The sequence below is a fragment of the Salmonella sp. 32031103-2018-00083-FB-01-SM-01 genome, assembly GCF_017571995.1.
In the GTDB taxonomy this organism is placed as follows: domain Bacteria; phylum Pseudomonadota; class Gammaproteobacteria; order Enterobacterales; family Enterobacteriaceae; genus Salmonella; species Salmonella enterica.
Map to the genome: position 1 here is coordinate 546,459 of NZ_JAGEQL010000001.1, position 17,063 is coordinate 563,521.

The 17,063-nt window shown below is 45.5% G+C and carries 14 protein-coding genes and 5 pseudogenes; 9 read left to right on the plus strand and 10 right to left on the minus strand.

From position 1 onward, the window contains the following. Window positions 1-77: 77 nt before the first annotated feature. Both J4614_RS02715 and J4614_RS02720 read left to right on the plus strand, forming a co-directional pair. Window positions 78-1,169, plus strand: a complete 1,092-nt coding sequence (locus J4614_RS02715; RefSeq protein WP_000976505.1) for a linear amide C-N hydrolase — start codon at window positions 78-80, stop codon at window positions 1,167-1,169. A gap of 45 nt (window positions 1,170-1,214) precedes the next feature. Next, window positions 1,215-2,006 (plus strand): FadR/GntR family transcriptional regulator, encoded by a 792-nt coding sequence (locus J4614_RS02720; protein ID WP_001518759.1) that lies wholly within the window; start codon window positions 1,215-1,217, stop codon window positions 2,004-2,006. A gap of 58 nt (window positions 2,007-2,064) precedes the next feature. On the opposite strand, the gene J4614_RS02725 is transcribed toward J4614_RS02720, so the two are convergent. The 5 genes and pseudogenes from J4614_RS02725 to J4614_RS02745 all read right to left on the minus strand — a co-directional run. Further along, window positions 2,065-3,090 (minus strand): zinc-binding alcohol dehydrogenase family protein, encoded by a 1,026-nt coding sequence (locus tag J4614_RS02725; protein ID WP_000864935.1) that lies wholly within the window; start codon window positions 3,088-3,090, stop codon window positions 2,065-2,067. Continuing rightward, complete coding sequence (locus J4614_RS02730) at window positions 3,065-4,351, minus strand: MFS transporter (protein WP_000824240.1); 1,287 nt, start codon at window positions 4,349-4,351, stop codon at window positions 3,065-3,067. Before J4614_RS02730 ends, J4614_RS02725 begins: the two co-directional genes overlap by 26 nt. 176 nt (window positions 4,352-4,527) lie before the next feature. After that, entirely contained in the window at window positions 4,528-6,084 is a 1,557-nt protein-coding gene (locus tag J4614_RS02735) for a PhoPQ-activated pathogenicity-related family protein (protein ID WP_072105300.1), read from the minus strand. 69 nt (window positions 6,085-6,153) lie between these two features. Continuing rightward, window positions 6,154-7,395 (minus strand): MFS transporter, encoded by a 1,242-nt coding sequence (locus tag J4614_RS02740; RefSeq protein WP_001095734.1) that lies wholly within the window; start codon window positions 7,393-7,395, stop codon window positions 6,154-6,156. Beyond that, a pseudogene (locus J4614_RS02745) lies at window positions 7,385-8,725 on the minus strand (FAD-dependent oxidoreductase); the annotation flags it as partial. The pseudogene J4614_RS02745 and the gene J4614_RS02740, both read right to left, overlap by 11 nt. On the opposite strand from J4614_RS02745, the pseudogene J4614_RS02750 reads away from it, so the two are divergent. Together J4614_RS02750 and J4614_RS02755 are read left to right on the plus strand one after the other, a co-directional pair. Then, a pseudogene (locus J4614_RS02750) lies at window positions 8,725-9,120 on the plus strand (MarR family winged helix-turn-helix transcriptional regulator); the annotation flags it as partial. The pseudogenes J4614_RS02745 and J4614_RS02750 sit on opposite strands and share 1 nt — an antisense overlap. Window positions 9,121-9,312: 192 nt before the next feature. Then, a complete protein-coding gene (locus tag J4614_RS02755; RefSeq protein ID WP_001605384.1) occupies window positions 9,313-10,386 on the plus strand; it encodes an S-adenosylmethionine:tRNA ribosyltransferase-isomerase in 1,074 nt (357 codons plus the stop codon). 57 nt (window positions 10,387-10,443) lie between these two features. On the opposite strand, the gene J4614_RS02760 is transcribed toward J4614_RS02755, so the two are convergent. The 3 genes from J4614_RS02760 to J4614_RS02770 all read right to left on the minus strand — a co-directional run bounded on the left by J4614_RS02760 (window position 10,444) and on the right by J4614_RS02770 (window position 11,527). Beyond that, window positions 10,444-10,833 carry a RidA family protein gene (locus J4614_RS02760; protein WP_000194089.1) on the minus strand — a complete coding sequence of 130 codons (390 nt, stop codon included), beginning with the start codon at window positions 10,831-10,833 and terminating at the stop codon, window positions 10,444-10,446. Window positions 10,834-11,004: 171 nt separating this feature from the next. After that, on the minus strand, window positions 11,005-11,289 hold the full coding sequence (locus J4614_RS02765) for a type II toxin-antitoxin system RelE/ParE family toxin (RefSeq protein WP_000221344.1): 285 nt from the start codon (window positions 11,287-11,289) through the stop codon (window positions 11,005-11,007). Continuing rightward, a complete protein-coding gene (locus J4614_RS02770) occupies window positions 11,279-11,527 on the minus strand; it encodes a type II toxin-antitoxin system Phd/YefM family antitoxin (protein WP_000885424.1) in 249 nt (82 codons plus the stop codon). The genes J4614_RS02765 and J4614_RS02770 overlap by 11 nt, the downstream gene beginning before the upstream one ends. A 151-nt stretch (window positions 11,528-11,678) precedes the next feature. Between J4614_RS02770 and J4614_RS02775 the strand changes: the two are divergent. The 3 genes and pseudogenes from J4614_RS02775 to J4614_RS02780 all read left to right on the plus strand — a co-directional run. Then, window positions 11,679-11,798: pseudogene (locus J4614_RS02775) on the plus strand (type II and III secretion system); the annotation flags it as partial. Next, a pseudogene (locus J4614_RS22280) lies at window positions 11,792-11,890 on the plus strand (STM2901 family protein); the annotation flags it as partial. The pseudogenes J4614_RS02775 and J4614_RS22280, both read left to right, overlap by 7 nt. Further along, window positions 11,884-12,216, plus strand: coding sequence for a DUF1493 family protein (locus tag J4614_RS02780; protein ID WP_000253078.1), 333 nt, complete (start codon window positions 11,884-11,886; stop codon window positions 12,214-12,216). The pseudogene J4614_RS22280 and the gene J4614_RS02780, both read left to right, overlap by 7 nt. A gap of 274 nt (window positions 12,217-12,490) precedes the next feature. Here J4614_RS02780 and J4614_RS02785 read toward each other — a convergent pair whose 3' ends face one another. Then, complete coding sequence (locus tag J4614_RS02785) at window positions 12,491-12,694, minus strand: DUF29 family protein (RefSeq protein WP_001276024.1); 204 nt, start codon at window positions 12,692-12,694, stop codon at window positions 12,491-12,493. Window positions 12,695-13,095: 401 nt separating this feature from the next. Here J4614_RS02785 and J4614_RS02790 point away from each other — a divergent pair, with 401 nt between their 5' ends. Both J4614_RS02790 and J4614_RS02795 read left to right on the plus strand, forming a co-directional pair. Continuing rightward, on the plus strand, window positions 13,096-14,004 hold the full coding sequence (locus J4614_RS02790) for a LysR family transcriptional regulator (protein WP_001176638.1): 909 nt from the start codon (window positions 13,096-13,098) through the stop codon (window positions 14,002-14,004). A 173-nt stretch (window positions 14,005-14,177) separates the two neighbouring features. Then, window positions 14,178-15,147, plus strand: a pseudogene (locus J4614_RS02795) (nitronate monooxygenase). 252 nt (window positions 15,148-15,399) lie between these two features. Here the strand turns inward: J4614_RS02795 and J4614_RS02800 are convergent. Further along, the gene (locus J4614_RS02800) at window positions 15,400-16,866 is read right to left on the minus strand and encodes a hypothetical protein (RefSeq protein ID WP_000987832.1); all 1,467 of its coding nucleotides are present in this window, start codon (window positions 16,864-16,866) and stop codon (window positions 15,400-15,402) included. Window positions 16,867-17,063 lie beyond the last annotated feature (197 nt).

Here is a 17,063-nt window from a genome sequence, read left to right on the forward strand (position 1 = left end):
ATTAATTACGTGCTGCATAACCATTGATAGGTTTAATTTAATATATTCATCCAATCCATTTTACAAACAAGGAGAGCATGATGAAAAAAAGTAAAGCAATGTTATTTATCGCTCCGGCGCTGTTTTCATACGCCCTGGCTGCACAGGCCTGCACAACCCTTGCTATTCAGGATAAACAAGGCGATGTTTTTCATGGACGTACGCTGGAATATATGCAGGATTTACCCTCATGGTTAACGTATTATCCGGCGGGAACACAGTTTGATAAAAAAACGCCGGATGGCAGTCAGGGAGTGAGCTATCAGGCGAAATATCCGATACTGGCCATTACTTCCACCATCACTGATGGCGATAGCAGAGACATACTTGAAGGCATGAATAGCGCGGGATTGTCATTTAGTGAAAACATGATCATGAATGCGCAGTTGCCGCCATTGCCCGCGAGTGAATATAAACAGGCAATTCCTGTCACCTCGTTGGGAGAATGGGCGCTGGCCCGTTTTGCTACTGTCGGCGAGGTAAAACAGGCAATAAAAGAGGGTAAATTCTGGTCACCGGAACTGCATCGGTTTGGCGATCTGAAATCGCCATTTCATTATGCGTTTTACGACAAGAAAGGAGGAAGCATTGTCGTTGAAGTGGAAAATGGCAAATTCCATGTCTATGACAATCCCACTCGCGTGATGACAAATGGTCCCGCATTCCCCTGGCATCTGACAAATCTGAATAACTATACGCAATTAACCAATGTGGACCGCTCTTCAGGCACACTGGGCGGGATAAAAGTGATGCAGCCTGATAGCGGGATTGCTATTGCAGACTTGCCATCGTCCGATACGTCGGTTTCCCGTTTTATACGCGGCGTTTATTACACCACATATGCGCCGCAAGCGACATCCGCCCACGATGCAATGAATACGCTTGCGCATATTATGAGCCGTTTCGATCGTCCGAAAAATATTACGGTTGATTATATGGGGAGTGAAGGGGAAGGCAACGCCACCCGCAAACCGGTCTCAGAATATACGGTTTGGACAACGCTGTCTGACTTAACGCACGGTGAGATGATGGTGCGCGGCTACAATGATATCAACTATAAAACCTGGTCTCTTTCTCAGTTTAAGAACGCGACTGCGCCCGTGTTCGAGAAAATCAACGTCAAAGGATAAATCGCTCGTCTCGGTTTAGGTTCCCCGGTAGTCTCAGCGAAGGTAATGGAGACTACCGGCGGTTGCTTCTCTTTATCATGCACGGTAATTAATTATCACGATCACCAGCGCCAGGATGGTATGCTAAATCCATTCAAAATCCCCTGGATATGGATTGGAGGGCGCATGGTTATACCTGAGGTCAGGCAGGAGAGGCTCTATCAGAAGATAGCCAACCTCATCATTAAGCTGATCAATGATAATATTTTTCCCCCGGGAACTTTTTTACCGCCAGAACGCGAACTGGCAAAACAGCTTGGCGTGAGCCGCGCCTCCTTGCGAGAAGCCCTTATTGTACTGGAGATCTCCGGATGGATCGTGATTCAGTCCGGTAATGGGGTTATCGTTTCAGATAAAAAACACCTTGCCAGCGACTATACCATCGAAGAAATTCTCTCTACTCGCGAGCTGGTCGATAGCCATTGTGCGCGCTTAGCCGCACAAAACGATAACGTTGACGTCATCAACCAAATAGAGGCGATTTATCATCGTATGGATCAAGCCATTAACGATAATAACGTCCACGGCTTTTACTCGCTGGATAAAGAATTTCACCTTGCGATCTCTGAGGCCAGCCGTAACCGGGTGTTGTTCGATATGTCCCGTATGTTATGGGAACAACGGATTAATATCCCTTATGCCGGGCTTGATGAGCAGTCTGGAGACAGAAATGTTTTACTTAATCTCAACAAACAACATAAAGCGATAGTGGATGCGATGCGCCAGTCTGATGCTGACAGCGCCTATGAGGGATCGCTGGAACATTTACGCTATGTGAGAAAGATTGTCGGCGGCTAAGTTTGTCGATGAATAACACCGCATGGCGGTCATGCCATGCGGTAGAACTCGACGTAAATCAATGGAAAACAGCATTAATCTTTAAGTAGCGCTCCGGATAGCGATCAAGTTCTTTAACTGCATCAGGGATCTCATCAAGATTGACGACCTTACTGACAACATCTTGCGGATTAATCTCCAGCGTAGACAGCATACGTAATGCCTCATCAAATTCACCGGCACTGGTGCGGGAGCCGCGTAAATCCAGTTCTTTATAGGTGATCAGGTTCGTCGGCAGCGACGTTTCCTGTTTTGGCCATCCGGTAAACGAAATACGACCAGCAAACGATGCTAAATCAAGCGTATTTCGAATAGCGCTATTTGCGCCGGAAGCTTCTATCACGACCTGCGCCATGGTGCCGTGGGTGATATTTTTAATAGCGTCGATAACCTGATCGTCAGCGGCGTTCAGCACATAAGGAACGCCAAGCTTTTGCGCATAGCGTAGCCTTTCTTCCACAATATCGATCAGAATAGGCGTTGCCTTGTAATGTCGCGCGCTTAATGCCGCCATAAGACCAATGGCCCCCGCGCCGATGATGGCAACATATTCCCCGGCCTTAACGTTTGCCCGGTGCAGCGCGTGCAGAGCGATGGTCAGCGGTTCTGCCAGCGGCGCCATTTCAGAAGGCACGTTATCTGGTATTTTATGAATTAAATGTGCGGGATGAGTCACCACCTCCTGCATTGCGCCATCGACATGCACGCCAATGACGTTTAAATTTTCACAACAGTTAGTTCTGCCGACAGAGCAAGGGTAGCAGTGACCACAATAAATATAGGGGTCAACAATCACGCGGTCGCCTTTTTTAATATTGTCCGGCATTCCGGTGCCTTCCTGAAGAACAATTCCGGTCACTTCATGCCCGATAATTCTTGGGTAAGTAACAAGTGGGTTCGTTCCACGAAAAGCCCCGATATCCGATCCGCAAATGCCTGCGGCATCAACCTTAATTAATACTTCATTTTCTTTCTTATGGGGATAATCTACCCAGCGGGTTTCAACTTCACCAGGCTTATTAATGAACACAGCTTTGACTTTCATTGGCTTTGAATCCTTTACTTTTTACAAACACGAAGACCAACAGGCTTGAAACGATAGCGATAGCACCAGCCAGATAGAACGCATAGTCATATTTACCGCTAAATTGAACGATAAAACCGGTGACAAGCGGACCGATAATGCCAGATATATTAGCCAGGCCATGCATGGCTCCGCCGACGCTCCCTACCTTATCTTTATGAACAACATCCTGAATAACCGCCCAATAAATTGGGCCCGTTAAATAGAGCAGGAAGAGGGAAACTGACATGAGCGTAATTGCGCTACCAATAGTGCTAACGGTACCGGAAACGGCAACACATACCGCCGCGCCTGCCAGGCATACGCCCAGAATAAGTCGACGTGAGAGCAGAGCATTACCGGTAATCCGATAAATTACATCAGAACAGACGCCGCCGAGCACCATACCAATGGCGCCGATGACCCAGGGAATTACCGTGGCGATACTAATTTCTTTAATATCGAGATGTAACGAATGGTTCAGGTAACTTGGGAACCAGGTCAGGAAGAAAAAAAGAATATAGTTGTAGCTGAAAAAAGCCAGAGTTGTCGCCCACACCATTGGTTGTTTCATGTAATAGCCGAGTGAAGGTGTAGCCCGGCCATCATCAGATAAAATAACATCCTCATGATTTTCAAAATCAATGCGTTCTTCCGGCGCCAGGCGTTTACTCATTGTTGGCTTATCGCTAACGATAAAGTACCACAGTAGTACCCAGACCAGGCCAAATAAGAAAATAATGCCAAATGCGGGGCGCCAGCCTAAGGATAACGCCAACAGGCCCACTATCGGCCCGGACACCGCGCCGCCGAGCGGGGAACCGGCGCTAAAAATTCCGATCGCCGTGGCAGACTCCTTTCGGGAAATCCAGTTATTGATGATTTTATTTCCGGCAGCGCTGACCGGTCCTTCAGCCATACCGAAAAGAACGCGCACGATAAGCATTGTCCACAATCCGGTGACTAAACCAGTTAAGCCACAAAATACAGACCATAGTAACGCTGCGATGAGAAAAACCGTTTTTGGCCCAACTTTATCGCTGGCCCAGCCACCAATAAAATTAAACAGGGCGTATCCGATAAAAAATGCGCTGAAGATCATTCCCATCTCCGCGGCGTTAAATCCTAACTCCTTTTCGATCAAGGGGGCAGTTATCGACAATGCTGAACGATCCATATAGTTGAGCATGTAAACTATAAATAGAAGAAAAACGATAAGCCATCCCATTGTTTTTCTTTTCATGATTAATCCTCTTATTGTGGTCTAGCGGCCTGACCACAATATTTTAAGGTTATTTTCAAATCACCTCTCTTGTGGTTAGAACGTGATCAATATAACAAAAATTTATCGCAGAGGATTTTTATCCATCGCAAGCGTGATGGATAAAATTATTTAAAATCAGACAATTACTTGAAAATTCAATCGGGGATATCGTTTTCCCCTAATCCACGCCCCGGTAACGTTTGACATGCGGCGTTAACGGAAGGTGGTGCTGTCTGGGGGTATTTTTCATCGGGCGTAATATAAACCTGACTCGTGGCGACATAGCCATCATTAAAAGTGGCTTCGATATAGGTAGCTTCCCAACCTGTCTTCGGTTCATTTAACGTAATACTGATCTTATTGTTGGCGGGAATATCTATTGTAAGCGGCTGATAGCGGATGCCACAGGCATAACGGAAATCACGCGCATTTGGATTGTTGGCTGTCCAGCGAACGACTTTTACCGGCGCTTCTGAGAAATAGACCGTAAGAAGATGGTGGTGAATAAGGCCGATCAACTGTGGTAATGTTTTTTTACTTTGAAACCTATTAATAAATGGAACGAGGCTTTCTTCAGCGAACTGGTTAATTGAGTAGTGGTTCATATTAGGCACTATACGTAATGATTTTACGCCAGGAAGTTTGCTATAATAAAAGCGAGTATTGTCTGGTACGAAAAAATCATCGCCGCTTGCATTAATAATATATTTCGGTATTGCAAGGCGGGGTTGATAAATAGTGTTGAGATATCTTAACGGATCTATTATTTGCCTTAGCTGGGTAAATGTGGGGGATTTTATTTTCTCATCTATGCCTTGCTGGTAGTAGGGGTAGAATGTAATGGGCCAATTTCCACCGTATGATTGATAAATATGCTCAAGTGAAGCATCAATATCAAGTAGATCAATGGCGAAGGGAACAATTGCTTCAACATCAGGATCGGCAATAGCTGACAACCAGGTAGTCCACCCACGCTTTGAAATACCTGTAATGATAAAGGAATTTATATTCCATTGCGTTAACTCCTTTTTTGCTAATCTCATCGCTTGCGATAGGGCAGTGACCATAGGAATATTTAAGGGCATTAACTCACGTTGCTCCGGCGCTTCCATAAATAATGCCCAGCTTCGGGAAACGCTCTCGTCCTCTTTCAGTGGTTTTTTATCATCCTGAAAGGTTAAATATTGGTTAGGTATATCACTCACTGATATTACGATGGTATTCGTTTCACGGGCGATGCTTGCCAGTGTTTCCTGGGGGAAATCACCGGGTTTACCAGTGATTTGTACGCCTTTATCATAATTAATTCCGTTGTTTACAACCACCAAAGCATGGTGCTCTTTTGCCGTTTCAGGGATATAAATATCAACGTTATGTCGCCATTGCGCAGGGGTTACCATGTCATCTGGCGACCAGTGTTGCGATAATAATTCATAGTGTCTGACTACCACCTGTGCTAATGGAGCTGTACTAATCAAGGTATATTTTAGCGGTGTGCCTGAAATCTTCTCCCGGTAGTCGGGGAGAACATGAGACAAATCACACTCCGGGCTGTTTCGACAAAAGAAGATGTTGTTATGAAGTAGTGTATAAACTTTTGTAGAAATAAAAAACAGTACGATAACAACGAGATATATTTTTTTCATGCTTTCCCCGCGCTTTACAAGGGCAAATGCCAACCAGCATAATTTCCATAAATACCTCTTAAACATTCAATATAAGTACAATACTTTTGATAAATAAGGGAAGAAGGGAGTAATAATGCTTGTGACGTTGTCACATTATTCTGTTTCTGGTTTCGCTATTAGCACTGAACTTTTTGAAAGGTAAATCATTGCCGTCACCAGACCAATAATGGCGACAGAGATAGCTATACCGATCCAGACACCATACAGGGCATAACCCAGGACAAATCCGCCCAATACGGGGGATATAAAATCAGCGATTGCGATTAATGCCTGCGCCGTTCCGATGACGATACCTTGTCGGGCAGGCGATACATGGACGGACAAGGCGGCAAGATAAGTGGGTTTGGCTAGCGCATCAGCGATACTAATACAAACGATAGCAAAAATAAGCACTGGTATGGTCGTGGCGATACCCGCAGTGAGAAATCCAGTACAAAGAAGGGCGAAGATTAGAATAATTAGCTTTCGCTCCGAAAAATATTGGCTCACCCAACCTAACAGAAATAGCTGAACGAAAATATTAATAACCCCGTCCGCCATTAACAGGTAGCTTAACGCTTTTGGCCCAAAGGGAAGCCCATTCCAGATGAAGGTGTCAGAAAGAAAAACAGGTAATTGTGAAGAGTACATGCCATAGGCGAAGAAATGACAAAGCATTACGATGATTAAGACGCGAAGGACTGGCATCTTTAAAATAGCGCGGGCAGAGAACGCCGCTATTTTATCTGCGGTACGTGATGTTGTGGACGGGTCTTTTAACCCCCAAATCGCGACCAGGGCAGACCCAAGGACAAGTATAAAGGCGGCGTAGATCGGCGCGCTCAGACTGATACGCGATAGCCACCCTGAAACGCCTGCCCCGACAATACCGCCTAAACCAATGCAGCCTGTGAGGATACCGATTGCCTGGCGCCGATTTCTGACGTGCGTACAATCGGCAATATAAGCTGCGGCGGCTGACAAATTCCCGGCGCTAATGCCAAAAAGCGTGCGGGCGAGCAGGATAAACAGGATACATTGCGCGTTGGCGAGTAATAGTAAACTTATCGCCGCAATAGCCAGCGTGACAATCAGTATTCGCTTGCGGCCAACGCGATCGGAAAGGTGGCCAATCAGGGGCGCTGCACAAAATTGGCTAAAAGCCTCAGTGGCGATGATGATTCCAATGATAAGCGGCGAACCGCCCATCTCGCGGATATAAAAAGGCAGTACCGACATCACTGCCGCTGTACTGGCGGCGTAAAGGCCGACAAGCAGGAAAACAGGCAAAATACGCCGCTTGTTGAGCGGGGTGATAGTTTCGCTGTCGGTGTTCTCATAGACATTAGTATTCATCTTTAATCCCTATGGCAAAACGAGAGAGATAATTTTCAATATCGTTGCTCTGTTTGCCGTGAAAGAATGCGCCGACATAGCCATCGGGTCGGATCAGCACGCATTGACCCGGCGCCAGTTGATAGGACTCCCGGAAGTGCCCCAGGGTATCGATGAGCTCGTCCTGCTCGCCAATGTGATGAATACGCAGATTTCGCCGCGCATCGATGACCTTACCGTGGGTTTCGTAGGCCAACAGATTCCAGTCCGGACCTTGTAGTAACTGAAATAATCGTAATGATTGGCCGCCAGCGCCCAAAAGAGGAGCATCCGGAGCTCTTTCTCCCGCTTGTAACCCATGCTGACGTTCGGGCAACGTGTGGGCTAAGGGGGAGTTGGTATACTGGATGTCAAGTTGTTGAACGTCGCGTTCTCGTTTGATGCCGCCCTGTTTTTGAGAGTCAAGTAATCGGGTGGAAAGGTGGAGCAGTGATTCGGCTACCGGGCGGCGTTCCTGTTCATAGCTATCGAGAAGCTCTTCTCCTGCGCCCCGCAGCGAGGCTGCCATTTTCCATCCCAGGTTATAGGCATCCTGGATGCTGGTATTTAACCCTTGTCCACCCGTCGGCGGATGCACATGAGCGGCATCACCGGCTAAAAATACCTTACCCACACGGTAATGTTCCGCTATGCGCGCATTCATCTGGTACTTCGATACCCAGGGAATCGAATGGATGCGAACATCCGTCCGCCCGATTCGCTCAGTAAGAAAAGCCGTGAGCACGTCGGCTGAGAAATTCTGCGAGTCGTCCGGGGCCAACAATGCCTGGATTTGAAAGAGCTGCGTGCCGGCGAGAGGGCAAATCATTATCATTCGCGCCATATCGCCATCGTTAAAATGGTGCCATACATCCCGGTTCAGACCGGAAAGTGAAGCGTCAGCCACAAGCGCATGGATTCCCAACGTATGGCCGGAAAAGCTGACGCCTAATTTCTTTCTGACAAAGCTTCCGCCGCCATCCGCGCCTATCAAATAATGAGCGATGATGACCTCTTCTCCAGCCGGCCCGGCAACATACGCGGTGACCGTGCGTGGGGTTTGCGCAAAATGTCGTAATTCGCAGCCGAACTCCACCCGATGTCCCCATGCTTTTAATTGCTCCCGCATAATCGTTTCTGTCACGTTCTGTGGAACCATCAATGGCAGATGGTAGGGTTCGGCGTGGGTCGGTTTTGTATGATGCGCAATATCTGAATCTACATAGCTTCCGTCGTGACGGTAGGTTCGTAATCGGGGATAGAGCCCGCCGGCGGCGACCACTTTATTGAGTATTCCAAAATCCTCGAAGACGGCCTCGTAATGATGAGAAATTAATTGCAGAGGCGGGGATTCAACTCGATCGTGCGCTATTTTCGATCCTTATTAGTATCGAACGTTTAGGGCCGATTGGCGTTGTTGAGTTAGCCGAACGTGCCGGTCGTGATTATACGACGGTAAGCCGACAGGTCGCCAAACTGGAGAAGCTGGGGTTGATAATACGGCAGCATAATGCCATCGATCGTCGTATACGCGAGGCCGTTATCTCCCGGACAGGAAAGGCGATGACGGAGCGTATAGACGCTGCTCGAGAGCAAATGGGCAAAGTTGTTTTTAAAGACTGGCCTCAGGAGGAACTTGATGTCTTTGTTCGGTTAATGCAAAAGTTTGCCGATGCAATGGATAGCGATGCTTCAATGCCGGAATAAGCAAAAGAAAAGGGCGGTCAAATCCGATCGTCCAGCTTAATATCGGTATCTGACATTGATTAAATAGCCAGCAAAGTAAATATAACAACAACATTTATCGAGTTAATTTTCACCCTTTGAAAGGCCAACGTATACTGCAGAATACGGCTATATAACAATCGCCGTATCAATGGTTTTTCAAAGGGTAAATATATGCTTACCGAAAAATATGATTTTCGCATTACCGATCAGATGACTATCCCACTCAGACCTCATTGGATAGCCAATGATTCATACAGGGAAAAGTGTAAAATGCTTGTCCTCAACCGGAGTAAAGGGGAAATTCATAAGGTAGACTTTAGTAAAGTAACAGATTATATCAAAGAAGGTGATGTAATCTGTTTTAACGACAGTACTATAATAAACCATATGTTTATCTGTAAAACAAGACAGAATAGGTTAATTAAAATTGTTTTAGAGGGATTTTTACCAAATAATAGAGTAATTATTTCCGGACTTTTAAAAGAAAGGCTTAACGCGAATGATGTTTTCTATTTGGTTGATAACCCTGGAATTTCCATTAAGGTAGAGCAAAAGTTTAGCGAAGAGAGTCAGTACCGAGCCGTCGTGGAAAATCATGAGGCCTTAATTTGCTATTTAGCCAGTCATGGTGAGCGTCTTGATGAGTATGTGGACTCCAGCTTGTTTTATAAATATCCAGATGCTTACCGTTCCGTTTTTTCTAAAAAGTATGGTTCTTTGGAAATACCTTCTGCCGGCATTCATTTTACCTGGGATCTTATCCAAAGAATCAAAGATAAAGGTGGGTTAATATCCTTCATCACTTTACATGTTGCATCAACAGAAATGTTGTCCAACAGAAAAATACAAACAAAATGTGTAGAGGAAGTGACTATCAACGAAGAATACTACGAGGTTTCGCAAGCAACAGCGGATATCATTAATACTGCGAAGCAAAATGGCGGACGTATTTTTGCCGTAGGAACTACCGTTACACGATGCCTGGAATCCGCGTATTCGAGGGAGCACAATTGCCTCAAAGCAAGTTCTGGCTGGACTGCACTTTATATACATCCAGGCTATCAACTGAAAGTGGTTGACTGCCTGCTAACGAACTTACATCAGCCAAAAACGACGCATATGGTGTTAACCGGTCAATTTGCTGGGGTTGATCTACTCATGAAGGCCTATGCCTCAGAACATATCCAGTCATGTAAGTTCGATATGTTTGGTGATTGCATGTTAATCATACAGGATGAAGGGTAGGGATGAATAAAATAAAACCGGTACATATAATGCTACCGGTTTTACCGAGAATAAGCATCAGGGGATTCGGGCAATAACCTTTATTTCGAAATCAAAGCCGGCCAGCCAGGTAACGCCAACAGCGGTCCAGTTAGGATAAGGGGGATGGGCAAATATCTCCTGTTTCACCGCCATCACGTCGTTAAGTTGTTGCTCTGGATCGGTATGGAATGTGGTGACATCCACTATGTCATCGAATGTGCATCCTGCTGCAGTCAGTGTTGCTTTCAGGTTTTCAAAAGCAAGCCTCACTTGTTTTTGAAAATCAGGCTCCGGCGTGCCGTCTGTGTGACTGCCTACCTGGCCTGAAACAAACAGTAAATCACCAGAACGGATGGCGGCGGAATACCCATGTTCTTCATACAGAGAATGGCGGTCAGCAGGAAAAACCGCGATACGTTGCGTCATAATGTTATCCTCAGATAGCGTAAACACTCCGGGCGGGAATAAAATGAATGTCACATACACAACGTAGGCCATAGTTTCATATACGTGGCATATGTCAAGGTGCCGTCACATAAAAGAACTGAGCCTGTTTGTCGTATCGCTTGACGGGGAAAGAGAGCATTTCCTGAGTGATTAGCTTCTGTGTTGTGTCACTTTGTAGACGGCATCATTTTCACGCTTTCCAACACCAATGACAGTTACCGTGATAATTTCATCTTCGACGCTGTACACCAGTCTGTATCCTGCACCACGCAGCTTAATTTTGTACTGATCCTTTCTTCCATGTAATTGAGAAGCCGGAACCCGAGGGTTTTCAAGCCGTTCCCGTAACTTTTTTTTAAACTGTTCCTGTATGGTATGACCCAGTTTTTTCCACTCTTTTAGTGCAGATTCGTTAAATGCCAGCTTATAAGTCATCAATGTTGACCTCAATGACGCGTTCATTCGCACGCTCATCGATAATACGACCGAGTTCTTCATCCTCAAGAATATCCATAAGATGAGCATAAAGTGCCGGAGGAACACAGTAGAAAGCCGGTTCATTACGGTTAAGAATGGCAACTGGAGCGCCATCTCCGGCATTGAAAGTTCCCATTGGATCACGTTTCAGTTCTGTAATGCTTGCTGCAGTAGTCGTTAAAATTTGAAATGCCATAATTTACCTCCTGGTTGATGACTAAATATAGCACCTTTAATAGTACTAATAAAAGCATCCTTCACGAAGGGGATTCAGCTCCAGCCCGGTCAGTGATGCGGGCAGCTGACGGTTTTTTCAAGGCTAAGTTCAGATGTCCAGAACCTAACTTGTGACCACTGAAACCGGCGTTAATAACTCGCCAACCCTTATCAAGCGTGATGTAACAACCGAAGTCAGCCTTGCAGATGGTGATATTATTTTACTTGGTGGCCTTGCTGAACAGTCGGATGGATTATTCTGGCCTCTGACGTGTCGCAGATTGCATATCGTACAGGCAGGGATTACAACCGTATTGCCAGAGGAAGCGATAAAATATGGTAAGTGATGCTCTTGAACAGCGGATTTATGAACTGGTAAGAAGCCATGATGGAATTTACCTCTTTAAGAAAAAAGAACTGACACCGTCAACAGATTTGGATTCAGATTTACGGTTGGAAGATGATGAAGCACTGGCATTGATGGATGATTTTTTTACGACATTCAATGTAGATAAAGGGAATTTCTCGATCACAACATACTATCCGCCAGAACCACCGCTAAAGCATTTGCTTAATCCGTTTCGCAAAAACGATATTCCTCAGGTGCCGGAGTTCACGATAGGTATGCTCATTGCGTCTGCCAGGTCTGGTCGCTGGTTGTATGACTGATTCACGCTGGGGGGCTGCTTTTCGCCCTCTGCTATTCTAATGCGCATAATGTATATTATGTTAAATGCACCAGAACATTTAAAAGACATGTTAAGGCGGCTGGATTCGTGCATGTCAAAAAACTTCTGGCCCATAAGTTTGATCCCTTCCCTGCCGTGACGCTGAGCGAATTCTGTTGATTTGCACCCGCTATCCTGCACACGATTTCACGCAGCACACGCCGCTCAGGCATAAAAAAACCGGCTATTGTGTTCGGTTCGTCATTGTCAGTGTGTCAGTCCAGGATGAAATCGTCGCACAGCGTATCAGCGAGCGCCCACGGCATTTCAGACGGAAAACTCTTTTCATCAAGGCCTGTTTCACGCGCTGCAGATAACACGGCATCGCCGTAGGACTCAACAGCCATTTCCGACAGTTCCCGTTTTAATAACGGGCTTTTTTCCAGACGACGGGCAATTTTCCTGCGCTGCGCTGACATGGGTTAAAAAATTAATGGGAACCTCATTTCACGAGGTTTGATTATTCACTGTCTGCCAATGTCTTGCATTCACACTCGCCACCTACACTGGCGGCGGTCAAACATAATCGGCTCGTATTTTAGCGTCGCGCCTGGCATGACCTGCACATGCGTAACCGTATCGCCTGGCCTGTTTGTTTTTGTATACGACGCCGCCGAACATCCAAAAAGGTTGCGAAGAATTGGTAGCGATTTTACAAATGACATGTCTTACCTCAACCACCCGGTAAAAGTCATGTATCGATAGCAGTATGTTACTCCAGATAAAACAATCAGCTCACAAAGGGATATGTTCCAGCAGACAGGAATGTTATAAGGAGCTTCCCCCTTCGACACAAATAATGGTTGAGGACTGAGAACAGATGCAGCTGAATATGCTGGAAGCCATGAATATTTATGTCAATGTGGTAGAGCAAGGGAGCTTTATCCGCGCGGCGGAGGTGCTTGAGCTGCACCGCCCTGCTGTTACCCGCGCCGTTCAGAATCTGGAACATGATCTGGGCGTTAAGCTCCTGCATCGCACAACACGACAGGTCAGTATGACGGATGAAGGGGAAGAGTTTTACCAGCGTTGCCTGTCGCTTCTAAGCGAGCTGGACGACGTCCGGCGATTATTTTCCCGCACGCAACCGCCGAAAGGCCGCCTGCGCCTTGACGTCCCTATTACGCTCGCCCGGACAGTCATCATTCCGGCTCTTGGAGATTTTCAGAACCGATACCCGGATATTGAGATTGTACTTGGCACGTCCGATCGCAAGATTGATTTGATTGCCGAGCGTGTGGACTGCGTCATCCGACTTGGTGAGCTTAATGACTCCAGTTTTGTTGCCAGACGTCTGGGAACGGCAGCCATGGTGACTTGTGCTGCGCCATCTTATCTTGCGAAGCATGGCACGCCGCACTCTATCGATGAGCTGATGAAGTCCCACCGGGCTGTAAATTTTTTCAGTAATCACAGCCTGCAGATAATGGAGTGGAAATTCACGGTTGATGGCAGTATTGCGTCAATAAAAGTACCCTCCAGCATCCTGGTAGACAATTCAGAAGCGTTTCTTTCATGTGGGCTGGCGGGGTTGGGAATTCTACACGGATTGCGTCCGTCGCTTGCACCCTTTATTGCCAGTGGAGAGCTGACAGAGATCCTCACTGATTTCCCGCCCCCGCCAAAACCGGTTTCACTGCTTTACCCGGATCGTCGGTATCTGGCACCTAAAGTTCGTGTATTCATCGACTGGCTGTGCGAGGTTTTTGGTCCGGATGCACATCTCTGATAACGCTCTTTCGTGCATATCCGACCTGGCTATTGTTACTTTATCAGTAATTCTGTTTTAAAGACTGGATAGTTTTTCGTAACAATAAAGAGGCTTAAGATCTTCTTCAGATTAATTAACTACCACAGTCGCCTAAAAGGCTGGCTGAAAATTTGTTCGAAGGAGATTACGTCATGAAGTACAACCGTATCTGCCAGATTCTGGGTATCGAAAAACCTGTTATACAAGGCCCATTGTCCTGGCTTACCGATGCAAGACTGGTTGCAGCCGTAAGCAACGCCGGTGGTTTGGGTGTGCTTGGCCCAAATGCGGGCTTAACAGCGGAAACTGCTGTATCAACGCCTGATGAAACAGCAGAAAAAATGCGTGAAGAAATTCGTAAAACCAAAAAACTTACCGAAAAACCATTCGGGGTGAACCTTATTCCAACCCCTGAAAACGACATCTGGACTCCGCCTATCCTACAGGTAATAAAGGAAGAGGGAGTAAAAGCTGTTGTTTATACCGGTTACGGAGAAGGAGCTATTATCACTTCGCTGTTTAATGAACTAAAAGCGTCGGGTATTGCAATTATTTACCGCGATATTAATCCGACACCTGAAAATACACGTTTAGCGGAAAAAGCCGGCGCCGACATTATTGTTGCAACAGGTTTTGATGAAGGTGGCACATTGCCTGGCACCGCGCTTGGCACCTTTTCGATCGTGCCGCTGATTGCGGACTCGGTGAAGAGTGTTCCCGTCATGGCTGCAGGCGGGATTACCGATAGTCGTACCGCCCGTGCTGCCCATGCGCTGGGAGCAGAGGGTGTCTTTGCTGGTTCGGTGTTTATTGGGACAGAAGAAAGCCGTGTGCCGCAGTCAGTAAAGGATAAAATCATTAATGCTAACGGCCTGGATTTGCTGCTTTTCCGTACCCTGCCAGATTACTCCTGGCAAGCTGGCTGACAAGCTCGTGTCGATGGATAAAGCTGGTGCAAGCAATGAAGAACTGGCCCAGACGATGGGAGGTTTACGCGGGTTGCGTATCGGCATGCTGGAAGGTAATACAGATGAAGGATACATTGCGCTGGGCACGGGCATCGGAAATATCCGCAGCATCAAGAGCGTAGCTGAGGTCGTGAACGAGCTGGCCATTTGTTAAGGGCAGAACACTGCAAAAATAATCGAACTTTGCGAAACGGCCTGGCGCGCAGCGGCCCTCTGACACAAGATGTGGTAGTGTTTTCAGACATTGAAACGCCATAGGCTGTATTCCTCCCCTACCCTGTGACTACCGGCTCACCACCGGACAAGCCGCTGTGCTTATCAGCAAAGCCGAAATGATTGTTTGAGTAACTTTACGACAATTGCTTCAAAAACTGACTTCCGCTACCAGACGGTATACACAGTATGACTATTTCTTTTTATATGCCCCATACAAAAGCGATACGGGTGTTTTTTCTAATATCTGGATTTCATTTTTATGTGCTTTATGTTCACTAAAAATATCTGCCAGACTTTTACCTCCAAAGGCCAGGCCAATTCCCGTTGCTGCTGCTGAAAGTAATGTCAATTGCGGCATGGCAAGTGAAGCTATACCTAACGTGGCTGTTCCTGCAAAAATTAATCCAGATGAGATCTTTTTTTTCTTTGAATTCTTAATGGCTGATTCATGCGACTTTCCATACTCTTCGACCACATTGATTAAATGTTTTGAAAAATTATTTGCCGCATCTTGCATTTGATCTGGTGTTTTTCCTTGCAAGTCATGCCTCGAGATTCTTAGTTCATGCCTTAAGGATTCCAGTTGACCTCTTTCTCTAATCTTTTTTAATTCCAGATCGGAAAGCGCAGTAAGGAATTTTACTTCCGCGGCTGAAAGGCCCATTGTAATCGCTTGCTCTTCAGAAGAAAGAGGATTTAATTTACCATAATCCTTGACCAACTGCTCCGTAGTCCATTCATGTAAAAACATATGGTTACTATAAATAACTGGATCAATGCCTAATAGTGTTGCCGATAATTGAGTTGATCGCTGTGCATAAATTGCACCTTCAACCTTACCCAGTAAGGTTCCTATAGCTGACGGCAGATCGTAATCCAGAAGATCTACCTCTCTTGTTGTAAAACTCTTTAAATCTGTATCGTAAACCCAGACTTCTTTTTCGATGTTATTGAAATTATTAAGCAATGTTTTTAATAATTCTTTATTTATTAGGATCTTCTGGAACGTTTCTTCATTTCTCCCAAAGTGCTCAAGAAACGCTAAATAAGTAGCGTAATCCATTTTTCTATCTTTAAAAAAGAGCTGACTTAGAAAAGCGGCAGATTGTTCATGATTGCGTTCTTTATCAAAATCTAGTAATTCAGGAACGATTAGAAAAATTGGATAATCATCATCAATAGTCATAAATGGGATGGCGCGAAATAGATTGGAAACATGTTCAAGTAATACCAACCTGCGCATGCGGACATAACTATTATCTGGTGGCAATGACAAAAATGAATGCAGAGAGCTAAGAGAAGGAAAATGTAATGGATCAACCATTATGATGCTATCAAAATAAATTCCCAGAGATCTAAGGTGATTAGATATGTTATAACCAAACCGTTGAATCGGAAGTAATAATCGATAACTTTTAGACGCCCGCACTTCTGTTATAAGCGCCGCAGCGTGAGTATCCCAAAATTTATTTAGCAACACCATTAGGTTTGTAAGTTGATTATCTAACTCGGGAGAGCTAATTAGCTCTTTCAGGATGAATCTACGTAATTCTTTCAGTTCTAAATTTCTAAATGCATATTTATATTTTTCAGAAAAAGCGTTTTCCATCAATAAAACATATTCATTCTGTATGCTTTTTGTAATACTACTCATCATCTATCTCCGAACCACCACGCAACGATTTCCCAGTGTAGTGGTTCTTATCATGTGTATATTGTTAGTCATGTTATCGTAGAAAATTCAGTGGTCAATAACTCATTGAGGTAGCTACTAAAATTTGCAGTTACTAGGATTTAGGATGATTTTAAAAATGTTTATAAATTCAGGCTGCGCCGCAGCGATTGCACTGATTT